This window comes from Gilliamella sp. B2838 (genome assembly GCF_026536185.1).
Taxonomy (GTDB): Bacteria; Pseudomonadota; Gammaproteobacteria; order Enterobacterales; family Orbaceae; genus Gilliamella.
This window is the reverse complement of the sequence record NZ_JAFNOO010000013.1, coordinates 65,922-86,260: the sequence shown is the minus strand read 5'-3', so window position 1 is coordinate 86,260 and position 20,339 is coordinate 65,922. Positions and strand designations below refer to the sequence as shown.

Sequence of the window (20,339 nt, the reverse complement as noted above, 5' to 3'; positions counted from 1 at the left end):
GGTATTACCCATGTGAGAGTAGGGTGCCGCCAGACTTTTAAATTAGTGCGAGAGCCCAGCAGAGATGCTGGGCTTTTTTGCTTTTTACAGCGGAATAATTATGGCTAACAGTGCTAGAAAATCGATAATGATTTACTATATTATTAAAAGTATTGTTATTGAACATTGCTAAATGGATAGGAAAAAAATGCGCTCATTAATTGCTTTTAACAAACCGTACAATGTAATTACGCAATTTTCTCCCCATGAAAAATATCAAACATTAAAAGATTTTATTTCATTACCCAAATTTTACCCTGCAGGTCGACTGGATACTGACAGTGAAGGATTATTATTACTGACCAATGATGGTAAATTGCAGTCAAAAATCAGCTCGCCAAAATTTAAATTACCAAAAACTTATTGGGTACAAGTTGAAGGCATAATTAGTCAACAAGCTATAGATAAACTCGCTCAAGGTGTTCAGTTAAAAGAGTTCTATACGGCCGCAGCTATAGCGACTAAGCTGGAAGCGCCGACTAATCTATGGCAACGCGTTCCGCCTATTCGTGAACGTAAAGCTATTCCCAAATTGGTACAACATCAGTAACCATATGTAATATTTAAATCACAACAATAGAAGATGCGATTTCATATTTTTCTCAGTAGTGCATTATGAAGTATTTATAACTTATGCGGCTTTCTTGGTAGTTTAGTCATATAAATTCACTTTGCTATAATAAGCATTGTTATAAGCGCTAAATCATCTAAAAAATAGCTGATTAAAAGTATATTTGCTTGATAAATTCATTTTCCTATTTATTTATTTCTGTATGTATGAAACAATTTAGATATAGAAAAATAATTTTTTGAGGTAGTCAGTGATCGATAATGATGGCTACCGTCCAAATGTAGGAATAGTTATTTGTAACAGGTATGGTCAAGTTCTTTGGGCTCGTCGTTATGGACAAAATTCTTGGCAGTTTCCTCAGGGCGGAATTAAACTAAACGAAACGCCTGAGCAGGCAATGTTTCGTGAATTAAACGAAGAGGTAGGATTATTACCCAAAGATGTGAAAATTTTGTCTGTAACTAATGGTTGGTTGCGTTATAAATTACCTAAACGAATGATTCGTTGGGAAAATCAACCTGTATGCATAGGGCAGAAGCAGAAATGGTTTTTATTAGAATTGATTTCTGATACATCAGTAATTAATCTTAATACGTCTTCGACTCCAGAATTTGATGATTGGAAATGGGTGAGTTATTGGTATCCTATTCGTCAAGTTATTGCCTTTAAACGTGATGTCTATCGAAAAGCAATGAAAGAATTTTCTTTGCCAGTTTTTACTATACAGTCAGAGATAGAAGTGCCAACAGTTAATGTTTCTAAAAAGAAACGATTTAATTTCTTTGCTCATAAACGAAAAAATAAACAGCGTATAAAAAAATGAATCAATACTTACAATTTCCTAATTTTGATCCAATTGCTTTTTCAATTGGTCCTATTTCGCTACATTGGTATGGTGCAATGTACTTATTTGGTGTATTGGGCGCGCTTTATTTAGCTAAGCGCCGCGCAAGAAAGCCAAATAGTCAATGGACTACACAACAGGTTGAAAATTTATTATTTTGGGGTTTTTTAGGACTCTTTATCGGTGGCCGTCTTGGTTATATTTTGTTTTATAACTTTGATGCGTTTATTAAAGATCCGGTTATTTTGTTTAAAGTTTGGGAAGGCGGCATGTCATTCCATGGTGGTTTAATAGGTGCGATTTGTGTCATTGCGATTTTTGCTAAAATAACACACAAAACCTTTATGCAAGTAGCTGATTTTGTTGCACCTTTAGTTCCTATTGGGTTAATGTTTGGACGTTTTGGTAATTTTATTAATGGTGAATTGTGGGGACGCGTAACGCACTCACATATTGGTATGCTATTTCCAACCTCGTCTCATGCTGATTTTATGTATGTACAGTCTCATCCTGAATGGTTTTCTCTTTATACTCAGCTTAATGGTATTTTACCAAGGCATCCTTCGCAGCTTTATGAAATGTTGTTTGAAGGAATAGTATTATTTATTATTTTGAATTTATTTATCCGTAAACATAGACCTGTTGGTGCTGTATCTGGTCTATTTTTACTTTGCTATGGTTTATTCCGGTTTGTCATAGAATTTTTTAGACAACCGGACGAACAAATAGGCTTATTCTTAAATATGATAAGTATGGGACAAATTTTATGCCTACCAATGATTATTGGAGGTATTTTGATTCTGTTATATGCATATAGATTTAACCGTAAGGCGATTAAACGATGAAACAATATTTAGCGCTGATGCAAAAAATTTTAGCAGAAGGTACACCTAAATCTGATCGAACTGGAACGGGTACATTATCGATCTTTGGTCATCAGATGCGATTTAATTTGCAAGATGGCTTTCCATTAGTCACGACAAAAAAATGTCATTTACGTTCTATTATTCATGAACTACTTTGGTTTTTGAAAGGGGATACTAATATCCGTTATTTACAGGATAATAAAGTGACTATTTGGGATGAATGGGCCGATGAAAATGGTGATTTAGGCCCAGTATATGGTAAACAATGGCGGGCTTGGGGAGCTGCCGATGGCCGTCAAATAGATCAAATTACTCAATTAATTGAACAAATTAAAAATGATCCTGATTCAAGACGTATGATAGTTTCTGCATGGAATGTCGGTGAACTTGATCGAATGGCATTAGCACCATGCCATGCATTTTTTCAATTTTATGTTGCGCAAGGTAAACTTTCTTGTCAACTCTATCAACGCTCATGTGATGTATTTTTGGGATTACCGTTCAACATTGCAAGTTATTCACTCTTAATACATATGATTGCTCAGCAGTGTAATTTGGAGGTTGGTGATTTTGTTTGGACGGGAGGGGATACCCATCTATACTCAAATCATATGGATCAAACTAAGCTGCAATTAAGTCGAGAGCCAAGATCATTACCAAAATTATTGATAAAGCGTAAACCGCCAACAATTTTTGATTACGAATTTGAGGATTTTGAGATTGTTGATTATGATCCTTATCCTGCCATCAAGGCGCCAGTCGCAGTGTAAAGTATGTTGAAGTATTATGATAAAAAATACGTTTAATCTATTTTTTTACTCATCCATAAGTTAACAATAGTATTATTGGGATTAATCAAATTAATCCCAATATTTTTTTAAATCTCTATTTTTATAATTGAACGCATCATGTAACAATAGCCGATTTTGTCAATCGGAATGTTATTTTCCTGCATATTGAGCCAAGATTGGTATATAATAGTTAACTTTGTTTAAATCATTAATTGATCTTAATATGAGTCAAAATCAGGAAATTCGTCCCGTTTTTACTAAGCATTTATTACATCCTCGTTACTGGTTAACGTGGTTAGGAATTGGTTTTTTATATTTATTGGTATTGTTACCCTATCCAATAATTTATCAACTAGGTAAATCATTAGGTTTACTTTCAATGAAGTTAATTGGGAAGCGAAAAGAAACTGCAAAACAAAATCTTAAACTTTGTTTTCCCGACAAATCACAACAAGAACGCGACGCGCTGTTACGTGATAATTTTATTTCGACTGGATTAGCTATTTTTGAAACGGGCATGGCTTGGTTTTGGTCCGATAGACGTTTAGCTAAGCATTCTTCTATAGTGGGTGATGATTATATTACAAAGGTACAGCAATCAGGACAAGGTGTTTTATTAATTGGAATTCATTTCTTAACACTCGAATTAGGTGCTCGAATTTTAGGTATGAGTCACCCAGGTGTTGGCGTTTATCGACCTAATGATAATCTGGTAATGGACTATGTGCAGCTTAAAGGCCGACTAAAATCAAACAAATATATGTTAGATCGTTACAACACTAAAGGTATGATTCGGGCATTAAAAAATGGTGAATTACTTTGGTACGCGCCAGACCATGATTATGGCCCTAAAAATAGTGTATTTGCACCATTATTTTCTGTTGAAAAAGCAGCAACCACAATCGGAACTCGCATTCTCGTTAAGTTGGGGCAACCTGCAATTATACCGTTTACACCTAAACGTGAAAAAAAAGGTCACTATATTGTTGATGTAACGCCTGTGCTTGAAGGTTATCCAATCGATGATGATGTACTTGCTGCCGCGTTTATGAATAAAGCCATTGAGCATGAAATTTTAAAAGCACCGGAACAATATATGTGGTTACATAGACGTTTTAAAACACGCCCTAAAGGTGAAGCTCCTTTATATACAGATAGTGTACAATCTGATTAATATCCGCTCATTAAATCGTGTTGAGAAGAAGAGTAAAAATTACAATATGCAAAAACTAAATAAAATTATTTTGTATTGTCGCCAAGGATTCGAAAAAGAGTGTGCGGCTGAAATCACTGATAAAGCATCACAAAAAGCAGTATTTGGTTTTGCTAAAGTAAAAGAAAATAGTGGTTATGTTATTTTTGAATGCTACCAAGATGGTGATGCTCAACACTTGATTAAAACGTTATCTTTTCGAACATTAATTTTTGCGCGGCAAATGTTTGCAGCCGGTGATTTATTAACCGATCTACCTAACCATGACCGTATTTCTCCCATCATAGATTCATTATCAGGCTTAATAGAGAAAGCCGGTGATTTACGGGTAGAAGTAGCTGATACTAATGAAGGAAAAGAACTGATAGGATTTTGTCGTAAATTTACTGTTCCTCTTCGTCAAGCTTTAAGACATAAACGTATTTTATTGAAAGTGGAAAATCCATCAAGGCCCGTCATTCATCTATTCTTTATTAATAGTCAGAGTTGCTATATTGGCTATTCGTTAAGTCAAAATAATTCGCCATTTTATATGGGAATACCTCGGCTAAAATTTCCAAGCGATGCGCCTAGCCGTTCAACCTTAAAATTGGAAGAAGCTTTCCATATTTTTATTCCATACGAAGAATGGGATGAACGATTAAAAGGTGGTTTAAATGCGGTCGATTTAGGTGCTTGTCCAGGCGGTTGGACTTATCAACTCGTTAAACGAAATATGATGGTTTATGCCATTGATAATGGTCCAATGGATAAAAAATTGATGGAAACAGGACAAGTAAAACATTATCGTGAAGATGGCTTTAAATTTGTGCCAAAAAAGCATAATATTTATTGGTTGGTCTGTGATATGGTTGAAAAACCAACTAAAGTGACACAATTAATTGCCAAATGGCTTATTAATGGTTGGTGTCGAGAAACTATTTTTAACCTGAAATTACCAATGAAAAAGCGATATGAAGAAGTAACACAAAATTTGCTGCTACTTCATGAAGAATTAAATGGTAAACAAATTAACGTCCAAATTCAGGCTAAACAGTTATATCATGATCGCGAAGAAATTACTGTGCACGTACAGCGGATTTGGGGATAACAAATTACAAGAGAATAGGTGTATGAATTTAAAACGGTCCTTTTATGCAATGCTAATACTTACATTGTTTACCTTATTGGCTGGATGTCCTGCCAATAAGCCACAAGTAATGACTGATTATGACCAGAATAAAAATTCTAGTTATTATTTATCACAAGCTGATAAAAGTTCTGGTTACGCCAAAACCAATTGGCAGTTAATGGCTATTCAGGCTTTAGTGAAAGAAAATCAACTAGCTAAAGCTGATGGATTACTATCGCAAATATCATCCCACCTTGATGCTAAGCAACAACAAGAGCGAACATTATTACTTGGTGAAATTGCAGTAAAATCAGGAAAGTCATTTGATTTTAATCAATTTTCTACTCAAGGCTTAACTCAAGCTCAGTTATACCGTTACTATACTATTAAACTCAGTAGTGATGAAAAAAATAAAGAGATTAATGCACAAGCTCATGACTATACTGAATTAGAAAAATATGCGCCAGAAAATCAAAAAAAACAGATACTAAATAATACTTGGAATTTCTTTAGCAAGTTAAACGTAAATCAAATTAATTCAATTGTTGTCAACGAAGATGACAGCATTTTACAAGGTTGGATTAATTTAAGTTATGCGTACACAAACAACAGTAAAGCTCCCACTACGCAAGAAGGTGATACACCAGAAGTGATAGCCGAGAAAACGCAAAAACAAAAGCAAGCATTAAAACAAGCTGTTGCTGATTGGCTAACCCAGTATCCAGATCATCCAGCTAAAAATATCCTACCAATATTGACTGGTGAGCAGACCTTAGCTGCCGCAGACACGAATGCGAAAAAAGTAGCTTTATTATTACCATTAAATGGTTCATCACGTATATTCGGCGACACAATTAAGCAAGGTTACAGTGATGCAATAAAGTTCTTCCCGCAAGAACCACAGCAAAATGTCGTTTTACTCGACACAACAAGTGCGCCAATGGATACACTTATTCAGCAAGCAAAAGAGCAAAATGTTGAACTCATCGTTGGTCCTTTGCTCAAAGATGAAGTTGTTAAAATAAAACAATTAGCACCAAGCATACCGGTTTTAGCACTCAATAAAGTTGATAATAATACAATATCGACGAATAAAATGTGCTTTTTTGCACTATCCCCAGAAGATGAAGCAAAGGATGCTGCCGATCATATTTATGCGCAAAGTAAGGTGAAACCCCTACTGCTTGTGCCACAAAATGATTTAGGCAAACGTGTCGCGCAAACTTTTGCTAAACAGTGGTCACAATTATCTGCTAATAATTCTCAAGCTTATGTGCAATATTTTGGCAATAAAAGTTCATTAAGTGCGAATATGAATCAAAATAGTGGAATCAGCCTGAGTGGCTCGCCTATTTTAATCAATGATGCAACTACTCAGCCGGTACCGCCTGAACAATCAGCTAGTTTTGATGCTATTTATATCTACTCTTCTTATGATGAACTAACCCTAATTAAACCTATGTTAGATATGGGGGCGGCTAAATCGGGAACTAACTTATCTCAGATAATGATTTATACCAGTTCAAAAAGCCATGTAGCCAATGCATCTAATGATTTTAACTACGATATGAATAAAACGGAATATGCTGATATTCCAATGATCATTAATCGCACCGATAATATGTTAGAAATAATACCAAGCAATATTCAGAAAGATTATTCATTATTGCGTTTATACGCGATGGGCATTGATGCATGGAGACTGGCAAACCGCTTTAATCAATTAGATTCTTATCAACCTAATTTTTTAGATGGAATGACAGGAAAATTATCGACAAGTAATCAGTGTGAAGTGACAAGAGCATTGTCTTGGCAACAATATATTCATGGTTCAACTCAAACTACCACAACAAGCGAAGAATAAACAAATTGGCAAGCATTATGAAAATATCGCTTGCCAATACTTACTTAAACAAGGGCTTTTATTAATTGCTAAAAATAGTCAATATCCCTTAGGTGAAGTTGATTTAATTATGCAAGATAAGCAATGTCTGGTTTTTGTTGAAGTACGTTATCGAAAAAATGCTAATTTTGGCGATGCTGCGATGACGGTAACGTTAAGTAAACAAACGAAAATTAAGCAAGCAGCACAACTCTGGATGCTATCTGAAAATTTGAATATTGAAGATACCGAGTTTAGGTTTGATATTTTTGCCATAACAGGTAAAAATCAACAATGGATTATTAATGCGTTTTAATTATTAGGTGAAAAACGTGCAAGATTTAATTAAAAATTATTTTACTGAAAGTATTCAAACACAAATTGTAATGGCGGAGTCTTTAGGTTCATCAATCGAAAAAGCAGCCAATATCATTGTTCAAGGTTTACTTAATGGCAATAAAATTATGAGTTGTGGCAATGGTTCTTCCGCTGCAAACGTTCAAAGTTTTACCTCACGATTGATGACTAGCATTAATATAGAAAGACCCAGTATTCCTGCCTTAGCTTTAGTTTCTGATAATGTATTATTAAGCGCTATTGCCACTCATGAAGAAGTTTACGCACGTCAAATTCAAGCCTTGGGTCAACAAGGTGATATTTTGATTATAGCAACTTGCCAAGGTAACAGTCGATCAATTATACGGGCGGTACAAGAGGCGGTGATTAAAGATATGAAAATTGTTGCACTTACCGCTTTTGATGGTGGTGAAGTGATTGGTTTACTTAGCCAAAATGATATTGAAATTAGAGTTCCCTCCTATAAAAAAGTGATGGCTTACGAGATGCATGCAATGATTCTAAACTGCTTGTGCCAATTAATTGAAAATACATTGTTTATTCATGGTGAATAAGTTGAAATAAAAACAGTTTAGTTCTGCATTAATAGTGTTTTTATGCTATAATTATAAGCTATTTTGATGATCTAAATTAATAAGAGAACATGGTGTTATGACCGAACTAGCCAAAGAGATAACCCCCGTTAATATTGAAGATGAATTAAAATCCTCTTATCTTGACTATGCAATGTCTGTCATTGTTGGGCGTGCTTTACCCGATGTGCGTGACGGTTTAAAACCGGTTCATCGTCGGGTTTTATTTGCCATGAACGAAGCTGGATATGATTGGAATAAACCTTATCGAAAATCAGCGCGTGTTGTTGGGGATGTCATCGGTAAGTATCACCCTCATGGTGATTCTGCTGTTTATGATACGATTGTGCGTATGGCACAGCCATTTTCATTACGCTATATGTTAGTTGATGGGCAAGGAAACTTCGGTTCAGTTGATGGTGACTCTGCTGCTGCAATGCGTTATACCGAAATTCGTATGCAAAAATTTGCAGGTGCATTATTGACGGATCTTGATAAAGAAACCGTTGATTTTTCACCTAACTATGATGGATCCGAGATGATTCCAGACGTGTTACCAACACGTATCCCTAACTTATTAATTAATGGCTCATCAGGAATTGCAGTTGGTATGGCAACGAATATTCCACCACATAATTTATCTGAAGTGATTAATGGCTGCCTTGCTTTTATTGAAGATGAAAACATTTCTGTTGATGGTTTAATGGAGCATATTCATGGGCCTGATTTTCCAACGGCAGCGTTAATTAATGGTCGTAAGGGTATTGAAAATGCTTACCGTACCGGTCGAGGCATCATTTATATCCGCTCAAAAGCAACCATTGAAGTTGATGACCATTCAGGTCGTGAAACGATTATTGTTAATGAAATTCCATATCAAGTTAACAAGAAAAAGTTAATAGAAAAGATAGCTGAGTTAGTCAAAGATAAAAAAGTAGAAGGTATTTCAGCACTACGCGATGAATCAGATAAAGATGGGATGCGTATTGTGATCGAAGTTAAACGCGATGCTGTTGCTGAAGTTGTATTAAATAATCTTTTCTCTTTGACGCAGCTACAAGTTTCATTCGGTATTAATATGGTTGCTTTACATAAAGGGCAACCAAAACTATTAAACTTACGTGAAATGATTGAAGCATTTGTGCTTCATCGCCGTGAAGTGGTTACGCGCCGAACGATATATGAACTACGTAAAGCTCGTGAACGTGCCCATGTTTTAGAAGGTTTAGCAATAGCACTTGCCAATATCGATCCTGTTATTGAGTTAATTCGTGCTGCATCAACACCAAGCGAAGCGAAAACTAAATTATTGGCGCAAGCTTGGCAGTTAGGTAATGTCGCTGCAATGCTTGAAAAAGCGGGTAATGATGCTGCGCGACCAGAAGAATTAGCACCAGAATTTGGTATTCGTGATGGTCACTATTATTTATCTGAAGCACAAGCGCAAGCTATCTTAGATCTACGCTTACATCGCTTAACAGGTCTTGAACACGAAAAAATTCTTGATGAATACAAAGCGTTACTTATTCAAATCGGTGAACTATTGCATATTTTAGCAAGTCCAGAAAGATTGATGGAAGTCATTCGTGAAGAGCTCGAAGCGGTTCGAGATCAATTCCAAGATGCAAGACGAACTGAAATCACAGCTAGCAGTGCTGATATTAATATTGAAGATCTTATCGCGCAAGAAGACGTGGTTGTTACCCTTTCTCACCAAGGCTATGTGAAATATCAACCGCTTTCTGATTATGAAGCACAACGTCGTGGTGGTAAAGGTAAATCGGCAACCAAAATTAAAGAAGAAGATTTTGTTGAAAAACTACTGGTCGCCAATACGCATGATACAATCCTTTGTTTCTCTAGCCGTGGTCGATTATATTGGATGAAAGTTTACCAATTACCTGAAGCAAGTCGTGGTTCTCGTGGTCGTCCAATTATTAATCTATTACCACTTGAAGCGGATGAGCGTATTACTGCAATTTTACCGGTTCGGGAATTTGATGACGAACATTGTGTGTTTATGGCAACGGCACAAGGTACAGTTAAGAAAACCTCACTAATTGAATTTAGTCGTCCTCGTAGTGGTGGGATTATCGCCATTAACCTACGTGATGATGATGAACTTATCGGTGTGGATCTAACAAGTAATGAAACATCAGATACCGTTGATGATGAAGAGCTCAATGATGATGTAATTGTTGATGAGACAGATAATGATGACGAAGTCTCTCAAATCTCTAATACAGAAGACATTATGTTATTTTCAGCTAATGGTAAAGTTGTTCGCTTCCCGGCGAATAAAGTTCGCTGCATGGGACGAACTGCGACCGGTGTTCGGGGTATTAAATTAGAAGGTGATGATAAAGTAGTCTCACTCATTGTTCCTCGAGGTAATGGCGCAATTTTAACTGCTACTCAAAACGGTTATGGTAAACGTACTGAACAAGAATTATATCCAACTAAATCACGCGCAACTAAAGGCGTAATTTCTATTAAGGTCAGTGAGCGAAATGGAGCAGTTGTTGGAGCTGTACAAGTTGAAGAAACCGATCAAATTATGTTGATCACTGATGCAGGAACGTTAGTTCGCACGCGTGTATCAGAAGTGAGCATTGTTGGTCGAAATACGCAAGGTGTTATGCTTATTCGAACGGCTGAAAGTGAAAAAGTTGTCGGATTGCAGCGAATTGCTGAAACAGAGGATGACGATAACGAGTCTGAATTTCCCTCGAACCAAGGTGAACAACGGACTGATTCATTAGAGGAATCCGAAGAATAATTTTTAATTATTAAAAAGGATTAGTTAATATAGCTAATCCTTTTTTATTTTAGAAAATCAGGAAAAGGAACAGTATTTGATGTCATTTTTTATAAAAAAAATTTTAACAAATCTTGCGTGGCAAATTTTAATTGCCTTGATCTTAGGTGTAGCAATGGGGGCTTATCTGTTCGAACTTTCTGTTCCAACTCACCCTTTACATTCTTATTATCAATTCTCTATCGTTAATATTTTCCAACCTGCGGGTGATATCTTTATTCGTTTAATTAAAATGATTGTATTACCTATTATATTAAGTACATTAACACTTGGTATTGCAGGTATCGGCGGCTCAAAACGATTAGGGACGTTAGGGTTTAAAACAATACTCTATTTTGAGATAATTACTACCATCGCTATTTTATTGGGTCTTTTATGGGGCAATGTTTTCGCGCCAGGTGCAGGTATTGACTCTTCAACTTTAGCCACAACTGATGTGAGTAAATATGCAAAAGCAGCGGAGGAACTAAGTGGAAAACCTCATGGCCTTATTGTTATGATTTTAGACATGATTCCTGCCAATATTTTTAAAGCAATGACGGATGGTGCGGTTTTACCTGTAATTTTCTTCTGTGTGTTTTTTGGTTTAGGTTTAATGTCTTTACCAGATAAACAACGCGAACCATTTGTATTCTTCTTAAAAGTTGTTTCTGATACCATGTTCAAAGTGACAAATATGATCATGCGTTATGCGCCAATTGGGGTATTTGCTCTTATTACTGTCACGGTGGCTAAATATGGATTCGAATCTTTATTACCACTATTCAAACTAATTTTGACCGTATATTCGGCAATGATTGTTTTTACCATAGTAGTATTAGGTATTGTGTGTAAACTCTGTAAATTTAGTATTTTTAAATTACTGAGAATTTTAAAAGAAGAATTAGTCATTGCATTTTCAACGGCCAGCTCTGAAACAGCATTGCCAAAAATCATCGAAAAAATGGAAGCTTATGGCGCGCCTAAAGCGATAACCAGTTTTGTTATTCCAACCGGTTATTCATTTAACTTAGATGGATCGACTTTATACCAAAGTATTACCGTTATCTTCTTAGCTCAGCTATTTGGTATGGATTTAAGCATTATAGATCAAATTATTATTGTTATTACTCTAATGATAGCCTCTAAAGGTATTGCTGGCGTACCTGGTGCTTCAATATTAGTGCTATCTGCAACACTCGGAAGTGTCGGTATACCACTAGAAGGTATAGGCTATATTATGGGAGTCGAGCGTATTTTAGATATGGGTCGAACTGTTGTTAATGTGGTTGGTAATGCATTAGCGGCAATTGTTATTGCACGTTGGGAAAATGCATTTGATGATACAAAAGCCAGAGCTTATGAACAAAAATATTTAAAATAATCTAGGTATTAGTGTATTACTATCAAAAGCTTCTGTTTATAAAAATGGAAGCTTTTATTTTAACTAGAAAAATGATAATTCATCATAAATAGCCGTCTAGTCAGGTAGTAATTATAAACTGACTTAAAAATAATACTATTAATAACGGAAATAGTGCTCGGTTATTTTCTAATAGAAGATAAAGATCAATTGATGTAATATTTTTGATATTAATTATATTTTTTGTTTTTAGATAGATATAAAAAAACCCAGCATTTGCTGGGTTTCTCGTTTATGCAAAACTATTTAATTTTAGCTTCTTTATAAACAACATGCTGACGAACAACAGGATCATATTTTTTGATCTCCATCTTTTCAGGCATGGTTCTTTTGTTTTTGCTAGTGGTATAAAAATGACCGGTACCAGCAGAAGAAACTAATCTAATTTTTTCACGTACACCTTTAGCCATGATATGGTTTCCTTATTAGTACTTTTCACCACGGGCACGAAGTTCAGCTAAAACTGCATCAATACCCTTTTTATCGATAGTACGCATACCTTTAGCTGATACACGTAATTTTACAAAACGTTTTTCACTCTCAATCCAGAAACGGTGAGTTTGAAGGTTTGGTAGAAAACGACGTTTAGTAGCATTCATCGCATGAGAACGATTATTTCCCACTAAAGGACCTTTTCCTGTTACTTGGCATACTCGTGACATGTCAATAATTCTCCGAAATTTCTATGCTTAAGCCTTGGGCGTAATATGTTAATGGAATTAACCTCGTCAGGCTTTTAGTTTGCTGCAGTTCTATTTGAGAAGCAGTCTAACCTCTCACACTACACCCATAATAATGAGGTAGCGAAGTATACGCTGTTATGCAAAGATTCTCAAGTATTATCTTATTTTAGACTAAAAATAAGTTCACTATGAGCAACGATTGATATAAAAAGATAAAGGTACCTATCAATTTGCTTCTATTTTATAACGAGCTTTACTTTAGTTAAATACAAAAATCGTTTTATTTTATAATAAATATGCTTTAATACTAAATGATAAATATATTTTTTGATTTAATTTTCTAACTTTCAAGGAGATTATATGAACCAGTTTAAGCCATATGACATCTATGGCATTATCGGTTATCCGTTAGGGCATACAATGAGCCCATTAATTCACACTACTTCGTTTCAAGATTATAATATTCCAGCTGTATTAGTTGCATTTCCAACGCCTCCAGAAGAGATACCTAACCTGTTCAAATCGGTTCGATTACTTAATATTCGTGGTTTATGTGTGACTATTCCACATAAACAAACAATTATTCCTTATTTAGATTATGTTACTGATCATGTTAAAAAAGCAGGCGCAGCAAATTTAGTTTATTGGGATGGTGACAAGCTTTGTGGTGACAATACTGATATTGTTGGTTTTATGGAGCCATTAAGACAAAAAAAATTACCTGCCGAATATAAAAAGGTTTTATTGTTAGGCGCTGGGGGCGCAGCTCGCGCTGCTGTAGTGGGTTTGCAGGATCTCGGTTATACCGATATTACCGTTAGTGATATTTCTAAAGAACTACCCGAAGCACTAGCCAAAGAGTTCAACCTTAAAATTGTTGATTGGGAAGATCGTAGCAAAGTTGAGGCTCAAATCATTGTTAACTCAACCCCATTAGGCATGCAAGGAAAATTTGAAGACCAAACACCTTATGAACAAGCATGGTTTAAAGGAAAGGGATTGGCTTATGATATTGTCTATACACCCTATAACACAAAATTTAGACAAGAAGCTCACAACGCGGGCTGGGAATCAATTTCTGGTCGTGAGATGTTTATTGGTCAAGCAAATGCACAATTTAAAATTTGGACAGGAAAAGAACTGTCTCAACGAGCAAAACAAGCGGTAATAGACGCGCTAGCAGCAAAATAAATATTGAAAAAATAACATACATCTTATCAATGTTAATTTGATGTATGTTAGAACATTGATCATATTGTTCTATTATTCTGACATATTGATTGCCTGGATATAAATTTAATGAATTTTGTAATTTCACAATGTGAATACAAGGAGTATTTATGACAAATCTTGAATTGCAAGCTTATCGTCGTTTTTTGATGTTAAAAGTGCTAGAAGCGAGTGAATATATTGGTAAAACAGACATTAAAACTTGGCATGACTGGGAAAGCGGTAAGTTGCCTGTTCCTGAATTTGTAGCAACAGCGATGCAAGAATTAAAAAAAATTCGCCACGATAAAATCAATCTTATCATTAAAGGCATTAATGATCGGGTTGGCAGTAATACTATTCGTTACTTCATGACATATGAAGAGTTTAAAAAAGTCAATCCAGATCTTGATGTGATTCAATGGCGATTACACCAATCCATTGCCACTGAACTTTATTTTCGAGGTCTAGAAAAACTGTGCTAGCGGTTATTTTTTGTAATATGAATGACTTAATAATCTTATTGGTGTAAATATTATTTTACATTCTTTGACAGTTCTATGAAAAACATATTTATATAAATCAATAGTATTTATTTTTACAAGATTAAATGTAAAAAAAATGTTGCAAAAGATAAAGTGAATCACTAGCATAGACAAAATATTCTGAGATCTGTCAATCTGAAAGGACCCAATATGAATAAACCAATTTTTCTCGTCGGCGCAAGAGCAGCTGGCAAAACAACAATGGGAAAAATGTTAGCAAATAAGCTATCGTTTTCTTTCATTGATACAGATTGTCATTTACTCGAAACCACCCAAAAAACAGTGGCCGAAATTGTTGAAAAAGAGGGCTGGGAAGGGTTTAGGGCAAGAGAAAGCCAAGTACTGATTGATACAGCAAAACCTAATCGGGTCATTGCTACAGGTGGTGGAATGGTTTTAGCGGATCATAATCGCCAATTTATGAAACAAAATGGTATTGTTATCTTTCTTTCTGCGCCAGCGGCGACGTTAGCAGCTCGTTTAATGAAAGATCCAAATATTGCTCAGCGTCCTTCTCTTACGGGTTTATCAATTGTAGATGAAATGGAAAAAGTCGTAGCGGAACGATTACCTTTATATCATGATGCCGCTCATTATGTTGTTAATGTCGATCAAGATGAACATCAAATTTTAAGCCAAATGCTTGAAATGTTGAATAATTAATCAACTTGTTTTGCCTAAACCTAGATAAAATACCACATTATTATGTGGTATTTTTTATGAAAAGTTATTGGGTTTTACTAATTTATCTGCCTCATCTATTGGTTTTGTTAACCATCATAGAGTTGGTAAAGTAATATCAGTAAAATATTCTTAATAAATTAATAGTTATCGCTTTTAGATTAATATTAATACTTGTATATTGAATTCGATTAACAGTTTAGTTTTAAATATATTTCAAATATGGAGTACGACAAATGGATACGTTAAAAATCAATTCTTATGGAATTGTCGGGTCTATTTACGCTAATTATATCATTCAAAGTATTGCACTAATTGTGATTATGCAATTTTCCATTGATCTTACAAAACAGCTTAACACAGATCTTATTGGATTAGGCTATGTTGCTTCAGGTATAGGTATTGGAAAAATCTTTTTAATGTTTGTTGGTGGAATACTTTCAGATAAATTTGGTCGTAAGCTTTTTATTTTCCTCGGTATGGCGTGTTACGCGGTTTTCTTTATTGGTATGATATTTTGTACCAACATTCATCTCGCTTTTTGTCTGGCCATTGCAGTTGGGGCGGGGAATTCTTTTTTAGACACAGGTTCCATGCCTGCATTGACTGAATGCTTTCCAAGTTCTGCCGGTTCAGCAAGTGTGTTAATAAAAGCGTTTATTTCTATTGGGACTTTAGTACTTCCTTTTATCGTTACTTTTTTTGACACTAATCAAATTTGGTATGGTTGGGCTTTTCTTGGCTTTACGGCCTATTTAGTGATAAATGGCATATTATTATTACCTAAAAAATTTCCTCACAAAGATACTTCAATTAAAGGTGGCCAAGGTTCAGAGAACTATTTCAAAAGCCATCCTAAATTTGCATTTGAAGGCATTTTATTGATCATTATGGGATTTACTACAACAGCAACATTTGTCATTATTTTGCAATGGTTGCCAACTATTGCAACTGAAGGCGTAAATATGAGTGACCTTGATGCTAAACAATTAATTAGCTATTACAGTACCGCATCGATTATATCGGTATTTGTGACTGCTTTTGTCGTTAAACATTTTTTGAAACCTATCTTTTGCATCATAATATTACCTGCATTGTCAGCTATTGTTCTGATTATTTTTTATTTTAATATTTCACCTGTTATGTGCGTTATTGCAGCAATTGGTATGGGATTTACCGCAGCCGGTGGTGTACTTCAATTAACTTTAGTGGTAATGCAACAAATGTTTCCAAGCCGTAAAGGCCTTGCTGTTGGTTGTATGTATACTTTTAGTGGATTATCGTTTGTGGTTATTCCACTGATTGTGCCAAAACTTGCTATGATTGATGTTAGTTATGCAATTTTGATTGATTTTTTTATTGCGTCATTAAGTTTAATCTTAGGTTCAATTGTTTTTTATCGATTTAAAAACGTTATTGATATTACAAAAATATAATGATTGATTTAAGTATTTGTGTTCAATATTAAAACAAAATTAAAAATAATACCTTTTTGATATATATAGGAATTGAGGAATGAAAAACCGATATTGGGGCACAGCAAGTTGTTTATATATCAACTACTTTGTGCATGGAATGGGCGCGATTATTTTGGGATTAAATATTGATTATTTAGCTGCTCAATTTAACCCACAATCTGCTTATCTGTTTACTTTAAATAAAGAGGTACTCACGGCAGTACAATTAAATTTGATCAGCGAAGCAAAGCAAAGTGTTTACAACGTGATGATGGGATTGGGTATAGGCCGATTATTAGTATTATTTATTATGGGATCGTTATCCGACAGACTTGGTCGTAAACCCTTCATTGTTTTAGGTGGATTGTTTTATATCGGTTTTCTACTAGGAATTTTAGTTAGCCCGAGTGTACAAATTGCCTTTATGTTTGCTATTTTAGGTGGCATTGCCAACTCAACACTTGATGCCGGTACTTATCCAGCGCTTATGGAAGCTTTTCCTAAATCACCGGGCTCAGCATCTATTTTAATTAAAGCAGCTATAGCAGCAGGGCAATCCTTGTTGCCTATCATTGTCGGCATGATTATGGCTAACCAAGCATATTATGGTTGGTCATTCATTTTTTGTTGCGTTATTTTAGGGTTAAATGCATTGATAGTGTTTAAGATGCCTTTTCCAAACCACAAACTCACGCCAGAGCAAGAGCTAGAGAATCTAGAAAAAAATGAAAAAACAACGCCTGTTTTAAAACAAAAGGCTAATTTTTGGATAGAAGGTATCTGTTTTATCATCATTGGTTTCACTTCAACCGCGACCTTTTATCTGGTTTCGTCTTGTTTAAAAGATTTTTCACAAACAGTTGCGGGTATGGATTCTTCGGGTGCAGTACAAGCTTTTTCTTCTTATGGTATTGGGACACTTGCCAGTGTATTTTTAACTTCACTTTTGGTGAAAAGCTTAATTAAACCTGTGTATATTGTTGTGTTTTATCCACTACTTTCAACTATCATGTTGATAGTAATGTATTTTAACCCAACCCCTGCATTATGTATGATCGGTGGTTTTGTACTTGGTTTTACTGCGGCAGGCGGCGTTTTACAACTTGCACTCACCACCATGGCTGAATTTTTTCCATCAGGTAAGGGTAAAGTGCTGGGTATATTTTTTACTTCTTCCAGTATTGCAACCGCCATAATCCCGTTTTTAATTGGCTGGGTATCAACTAATTTGGGTTTACGTTATGTTATGTTGAGTGATGCCATAATAGCGGGGATTGGTACCATATTGGCTATTGTTGTATTGATGCGTTACCGAACCGTTTTTAACGTATCGCATACAATTACGGATAAATAATTAAAAAGTTGCTCAATCAAAAAATAATTTATAGATCATTTCTTAAACCTATTGGGTTGTCTGTCTAATAATCATGAAACATGATAAGGCATGCTTAAAAAAAGCATGCCTATTTGATGCTATGGTTTAAAGTTCAAGTTTATCACTGCATTTGTTAATCAATATGGTTGGTCTTAGTGGTTATTGTTAAATACAGTTATGATCAATTTATGTTCGTTGATCTTAATTTGTCTAATTTTTAGCTTTTAATCGATTTTGAAAATATTACTTGCCATTAAATTAAAAATAAATAAAATTACAATAAATATGAATAAATATTCATTTTGATAACGGTGATTAAGATGAAAGAAAGAACAACTGAATTAGTCGAAGGGCTAAGACATTCAGTACCTTATATCAATGCTCATCATGGAAAAACGTTTGTAATTTTATTAACAGGCGCGGTATTAAAAAGTAATAATTATTCAAGCATTATTAGTGATATCGGGTTGCTTTACAGTCTTGGTATAAAACTGGTCATTGTTAATGGTGCACGTAATCAAATTGACGAATCACTTAAACATCATAATATTGAACCTAACTATCATAAGAATACGCGAATTACTGATGCCAACACGCTAGATATTGTTAAACAAGTTACAGGGCTATTGCAGCTCAATATTACAGCCAGTCTATCAATGTGCTTAAATAATACGCCATTACAAGGTGCGCATATTAATGTGGTAAGTGGCAATTTTGTTATTGCTCAGCCACTTGGTGTTGATGATGGTATTGATTATTGCCATACAGGCAAAATTCGCCGAATTAACTTTGAAGCGATAGATGAGCAATTAAATCGCGGTTCAATTGTATTACTTGGACCTGTGGGGGTATCGGTAACAGGGGAAAGTTTTAATTTATCTTCAGAAGATGTTGCAGCCGAAGTTGCAATACGTTTGAAAGCCGATAAATTAATTAGTTTTTGCGCTGAACAGGGTGTGCTTGACGAACAGGGTAAAGTAATTACAGATCTTTTTCCTATTGATGCTGATAACTATGTTAATCAAAAAGAACAGCATGGAAAGCCACTTTCGAGCGAAGCTCGATTTTTACGGGCAGCATCGAAAGCTTGTCGTAATGGCGTAAGACGAAGTCATTTAGTCAGTTATTTAGTCGATGGCGCAATTTTGCAAGAACTATTCTCGCGTGATGGCATTGGTACACAAGTAGCAATGCAACATTCTGAACAAATTCGCACAGCAACAATCAACGATATTGGTGGTATTTTAGAACTTATTCGTCCACTTGAAGAACAAGGCATTTTAGTTAAACGTTCACGAGAACAGTTAGAGATGGAAATTGATAAATTTACAATCATTCAACGTGATAATATGACTATTGGTTGTGCAGCACTTTATCCATATCCCGAAGAAAAAATGGGCGAAATGGCTTGCGTTGCTATCCATCCGCAGTATCGAAATTCATCGCGCGGCGATCTGTTGATCGAAAAAATCGCTGAAAGCGCCACTAATCTAGGATTGGAAAAAATTTTTGTACTCACAACCCGGAGTATTCATTGGTTTAGAGAAAAAGGGTTCAATCCAGCTGAAGTTGATGATTTGCCGATTAAAAAGAAACAACTTTACAATTATCAACGCAACTCAAAAATATTAATGTTCAATATCAAATAAATTAATTCACTATAAATCGACTTTTGGGTCGGTGATTTGCCTAATCATTAGATGTATTTGAGTTATCAGCTTAATAAAACTGATAACTCTTTTACTGTCACTTGAATAATTTAACTAATAATTTTATGAACAACGATAAGCTTGCACAATCCGTTTTTGGTAAAACTTTTTCTTTAATGCCTGATAAAACAAAAAATGGCAAAACCAGCACCGTAAAATATACAATGGCAAACCACTAATAACAGCGGCAATAATGTACCTTTAACATTAGCAG

At 35.0% G+C, this 20,339-nt stretch carries 18 protein-coding genes and 1 pseudogene; 17 read left to right on the top strand and 2 right to left on the bottom strand.

Annotation, left to right across the window (positions count from 1 at the left end; translation table 11 throughout):
* Positions 1–187: 187 nt before the first annotated feature.
* The 11 genes and pseudogenes from J3U63_RS12260 to gltP all read left to right on the top strand — a co-directional run.
* A pseudogene (locus J3U63_RS12260) lies at positions 188–568 on the top strand (pseudouridine synthase); the annotation flags it as partial.
* A gap of 292 nt (positions 569–860) precedes the next feature.
* Positions 861–1,433, top strand: coding sequence for an RNA pyrophosphohydrolase (gene rppH, locus J3U63_RS12255; protein WP_065633973.1), 573 nt, complete (start codon positions 861–863; stop codon positions 1,431–1,433).
* A complete protein-coding gene (lgt, locus tag J3U63_RS12250) occupies positions 1,430–2,299 on the top strand; it encodes a prolipoprotein diacylglyceryl transferase (RefSeq protein ID WP_267344697.1) in 870 nt (289 codons plus the stop codon). Before rppH ends, lgt begins: the two co-directional genes overlap by 4 nt.
* A complete protein-coding gene (gene thyA / locus J3U63_RS12245) occupies positions 2,296–3,090 on the top strand; it encodes a thymidylate synthase (RefSeq protein WP_267371673.1) in 795 nt (264 codons plus the stop codon). The genes lgt and thyA overlap by 4 nt, the downstream gene beginning before the upstream one ends.
* 244 nt (positions 3,091–3,334) lie before the next feature.
* Positions 3,335–4,285 (top strand): LpxL/LpxP family Kdo(2)-lipid IV(A) lauroyl/palmitoleoyl acyltransferase, encoded by a 951-nt coding sequence (gene lpxL / locus J3U63_RS12240; RefSeq protein WP_267371670.1) that lies wholly within the window; start codon positions 3,335–3,337, stop codon positions 4,283–4,285.
* Between the two features lie 46 nt (positions 4,286–4,331).
* Entirely contained in the window at positions 4,332–5,414 is a 1,083-nt protein-coding gene (gene rlmM / locus J3U63_RS12235) for a 23S rRNA (cytidine(2498)-2'-O)-methyltransferase RlmM (RefSeq protein ID WP_267334266.1), read from the top strand.
* 22 nt (positions 5,415–5,436) lie between these two features.
* Positions 5,437–7,299, top strand: coding sequence for a penicillin-binding protein activator (locus J3U63_RS12230; protein ID WP_267371668.1), 1,863 nt, complete (start codon positions 5,437–5,439; stop codon positions 7,297–7,299).
* Positions 7,262–7,633, top strand: a complete 372-nt coding sequence (locus tag J3U63_RS12225; RefSeq protein ID WP_267344693.1) for a YraN family protein — start codon at positions 7,262–7,264, stop codon at positions 7,631–7,633. Before J3U63_RS12230 ends, J3U63_RS12225 begins: the two co-directional genes overlap by 38 nt.
* Before the next feature lie 16 nt (positions 7,634–7,649).
* Complete coding sequence (locus J3U63_RS12220; protein WP_267371666.1) at positions 7,650–8,228, top strand: SIS domain-containing protein; 579 nt, start codon at positions 7,650–7,652, stop codon at positions 8,226–8,228.
* Between the two features lie 97 nt (positions 8,229–8,325).
* Positions 8,326–11,025: a DNA topoisomerase (ATP-hydrolyzing) subunit A gene (gene gyrA, locus J3U63_RS12215; protein ID WP_267371665.1), complete on the top strand. Its 2,700-nt coding sequence runs from the start codon at positions 8,326–8,328 to the stop codon at positions 11,023–11,025.
* Between the two features lie 91 nt (positions 11,026–11,116).
* Positions 11,117–12,427, top strand: coding sequence for a glutamate/aspartate:proton symporter GltP (gltP, locus tag J3U63_RS12210; protein ID WP_065634049.1), 1,311 nt, complete (start codon positions 11,117–11,119; stop codon positions 12,425–12,427).
* 281 nt (positions 12,428–12,708) lie between these two features.
* Here the strand turns inward: gltP and rpmG are convergent, their stop codons facing one another.
* Together rpmG and rpmB are read right to left on the bottom strand one after the other, a co-directional pair.
* On the bottom strand, positions 12,709–12,876 hold the full coding sequence (gene rpmG, locus J3U63_RS12205) for a 50S ribosomal protein L33 (protein WP_034884348.1): 168 nt from the start codon (positions 12,874–12,876) through the stop codon (positions 12,709–12,711).
* A gap of 15 nt (positions 12,877–12,891) precedes the next feature.
* Positions 12,892–13,128: a 50S ribosomal protein L28 gene (gene rpmB / locus J3U63_RS12200; RefSeq protein WP_034884345.1), complete on the bottom strand. Its 237-nt coding sequence runs from the start codon at positions 13,126–13,128 to the stop codon at positions 12,892–12,894.
* A gap of 381 nt (positions 13,129–13,509) precedes the next feature.
* On the opposite strand from rpmB, the gene aroE reads away from it, so the two are divergent.
* The 6 genes from aroE (at position 13,510) to argA (ending at position 20,065) form a co-directional block, all read left to right on the top strand.
* Positions 13,510–14,340 carry a shikimate dehydrogenase gene (gene aroE / locus J3U63_RS12195; protein WP_267371663.1) on the top strand — a complete coding sequence of 277 codons (831 nt, stop codon included), beginning with the start codon at positions 13,510–13,512 and terminating at the stop codon, positions 14,338–14,340.
* A gap of 149 nt (positions 14,341–14,489) precedes the next feature.
* The gene (locus J3U63_RS12190; protein WP_267334272.1) at positions 14,490–14,843 is read left to right on the top strand and encodes a DUF1870 family protein; all 354 of its coding nucleotides are present in this window, start codon (positions 14,490–14,492) and stop codon (positions 14,841–14,843) included.
* A gap of 210 nt (positions 14,844–15,053) precedes the next feature.
* Positions 15,054–15,566 (top strand): shikimate kinase AroL, encoded by a 513-nt coding sequence (gene aroL / locus J3U63_RS12185; RefSeq protein WP_065633983.1) that lies wholly within the window; start codon positions 15,054–15,056, stop codon positions 15,564–15,566.
* A gap of 254 nt (positions 15,567–15,820) precedes the next feature.
* The gene (locus J3U63_RS12180; protein ID WP_267371661.1) at positions 15,821–17,020 is read left to right on the top strand and encodes an MFS transporter; all 1,200 of its coding nucleotides are present in this window, start codon (positions 15,821–15,823) and stop codon (positions 17,018–17,020) included.
* Positions 17,021–17,099: 79 nt separating this feature from the next.
* Positions 17,100–18,395: an MFS transporter gene (locus tag J3U63_RS12175; RefSeq protein ID WP_267334274.1), complete on the top strand. Its 1,296-nt coding sequence runs from the start codon at positions 17,100–17,102 to the stop codon at positions 18,393–18,395.
* A 341-nt stretch (positions 18,396–18,736) separates the two neighbouring features.
* Entirely contained in the window at positions 18,737–20,065 is a 1,329-nt protein-coding gene (argA, locus tag J3U63_RS12170; RefSeq protein WP_267334275.1) for an amino-acid N-acetyltransferase, read from the top strand.
* The last annotated feature ends 274 nt before the right edge of the window (positions 20,066–20,339 follow it).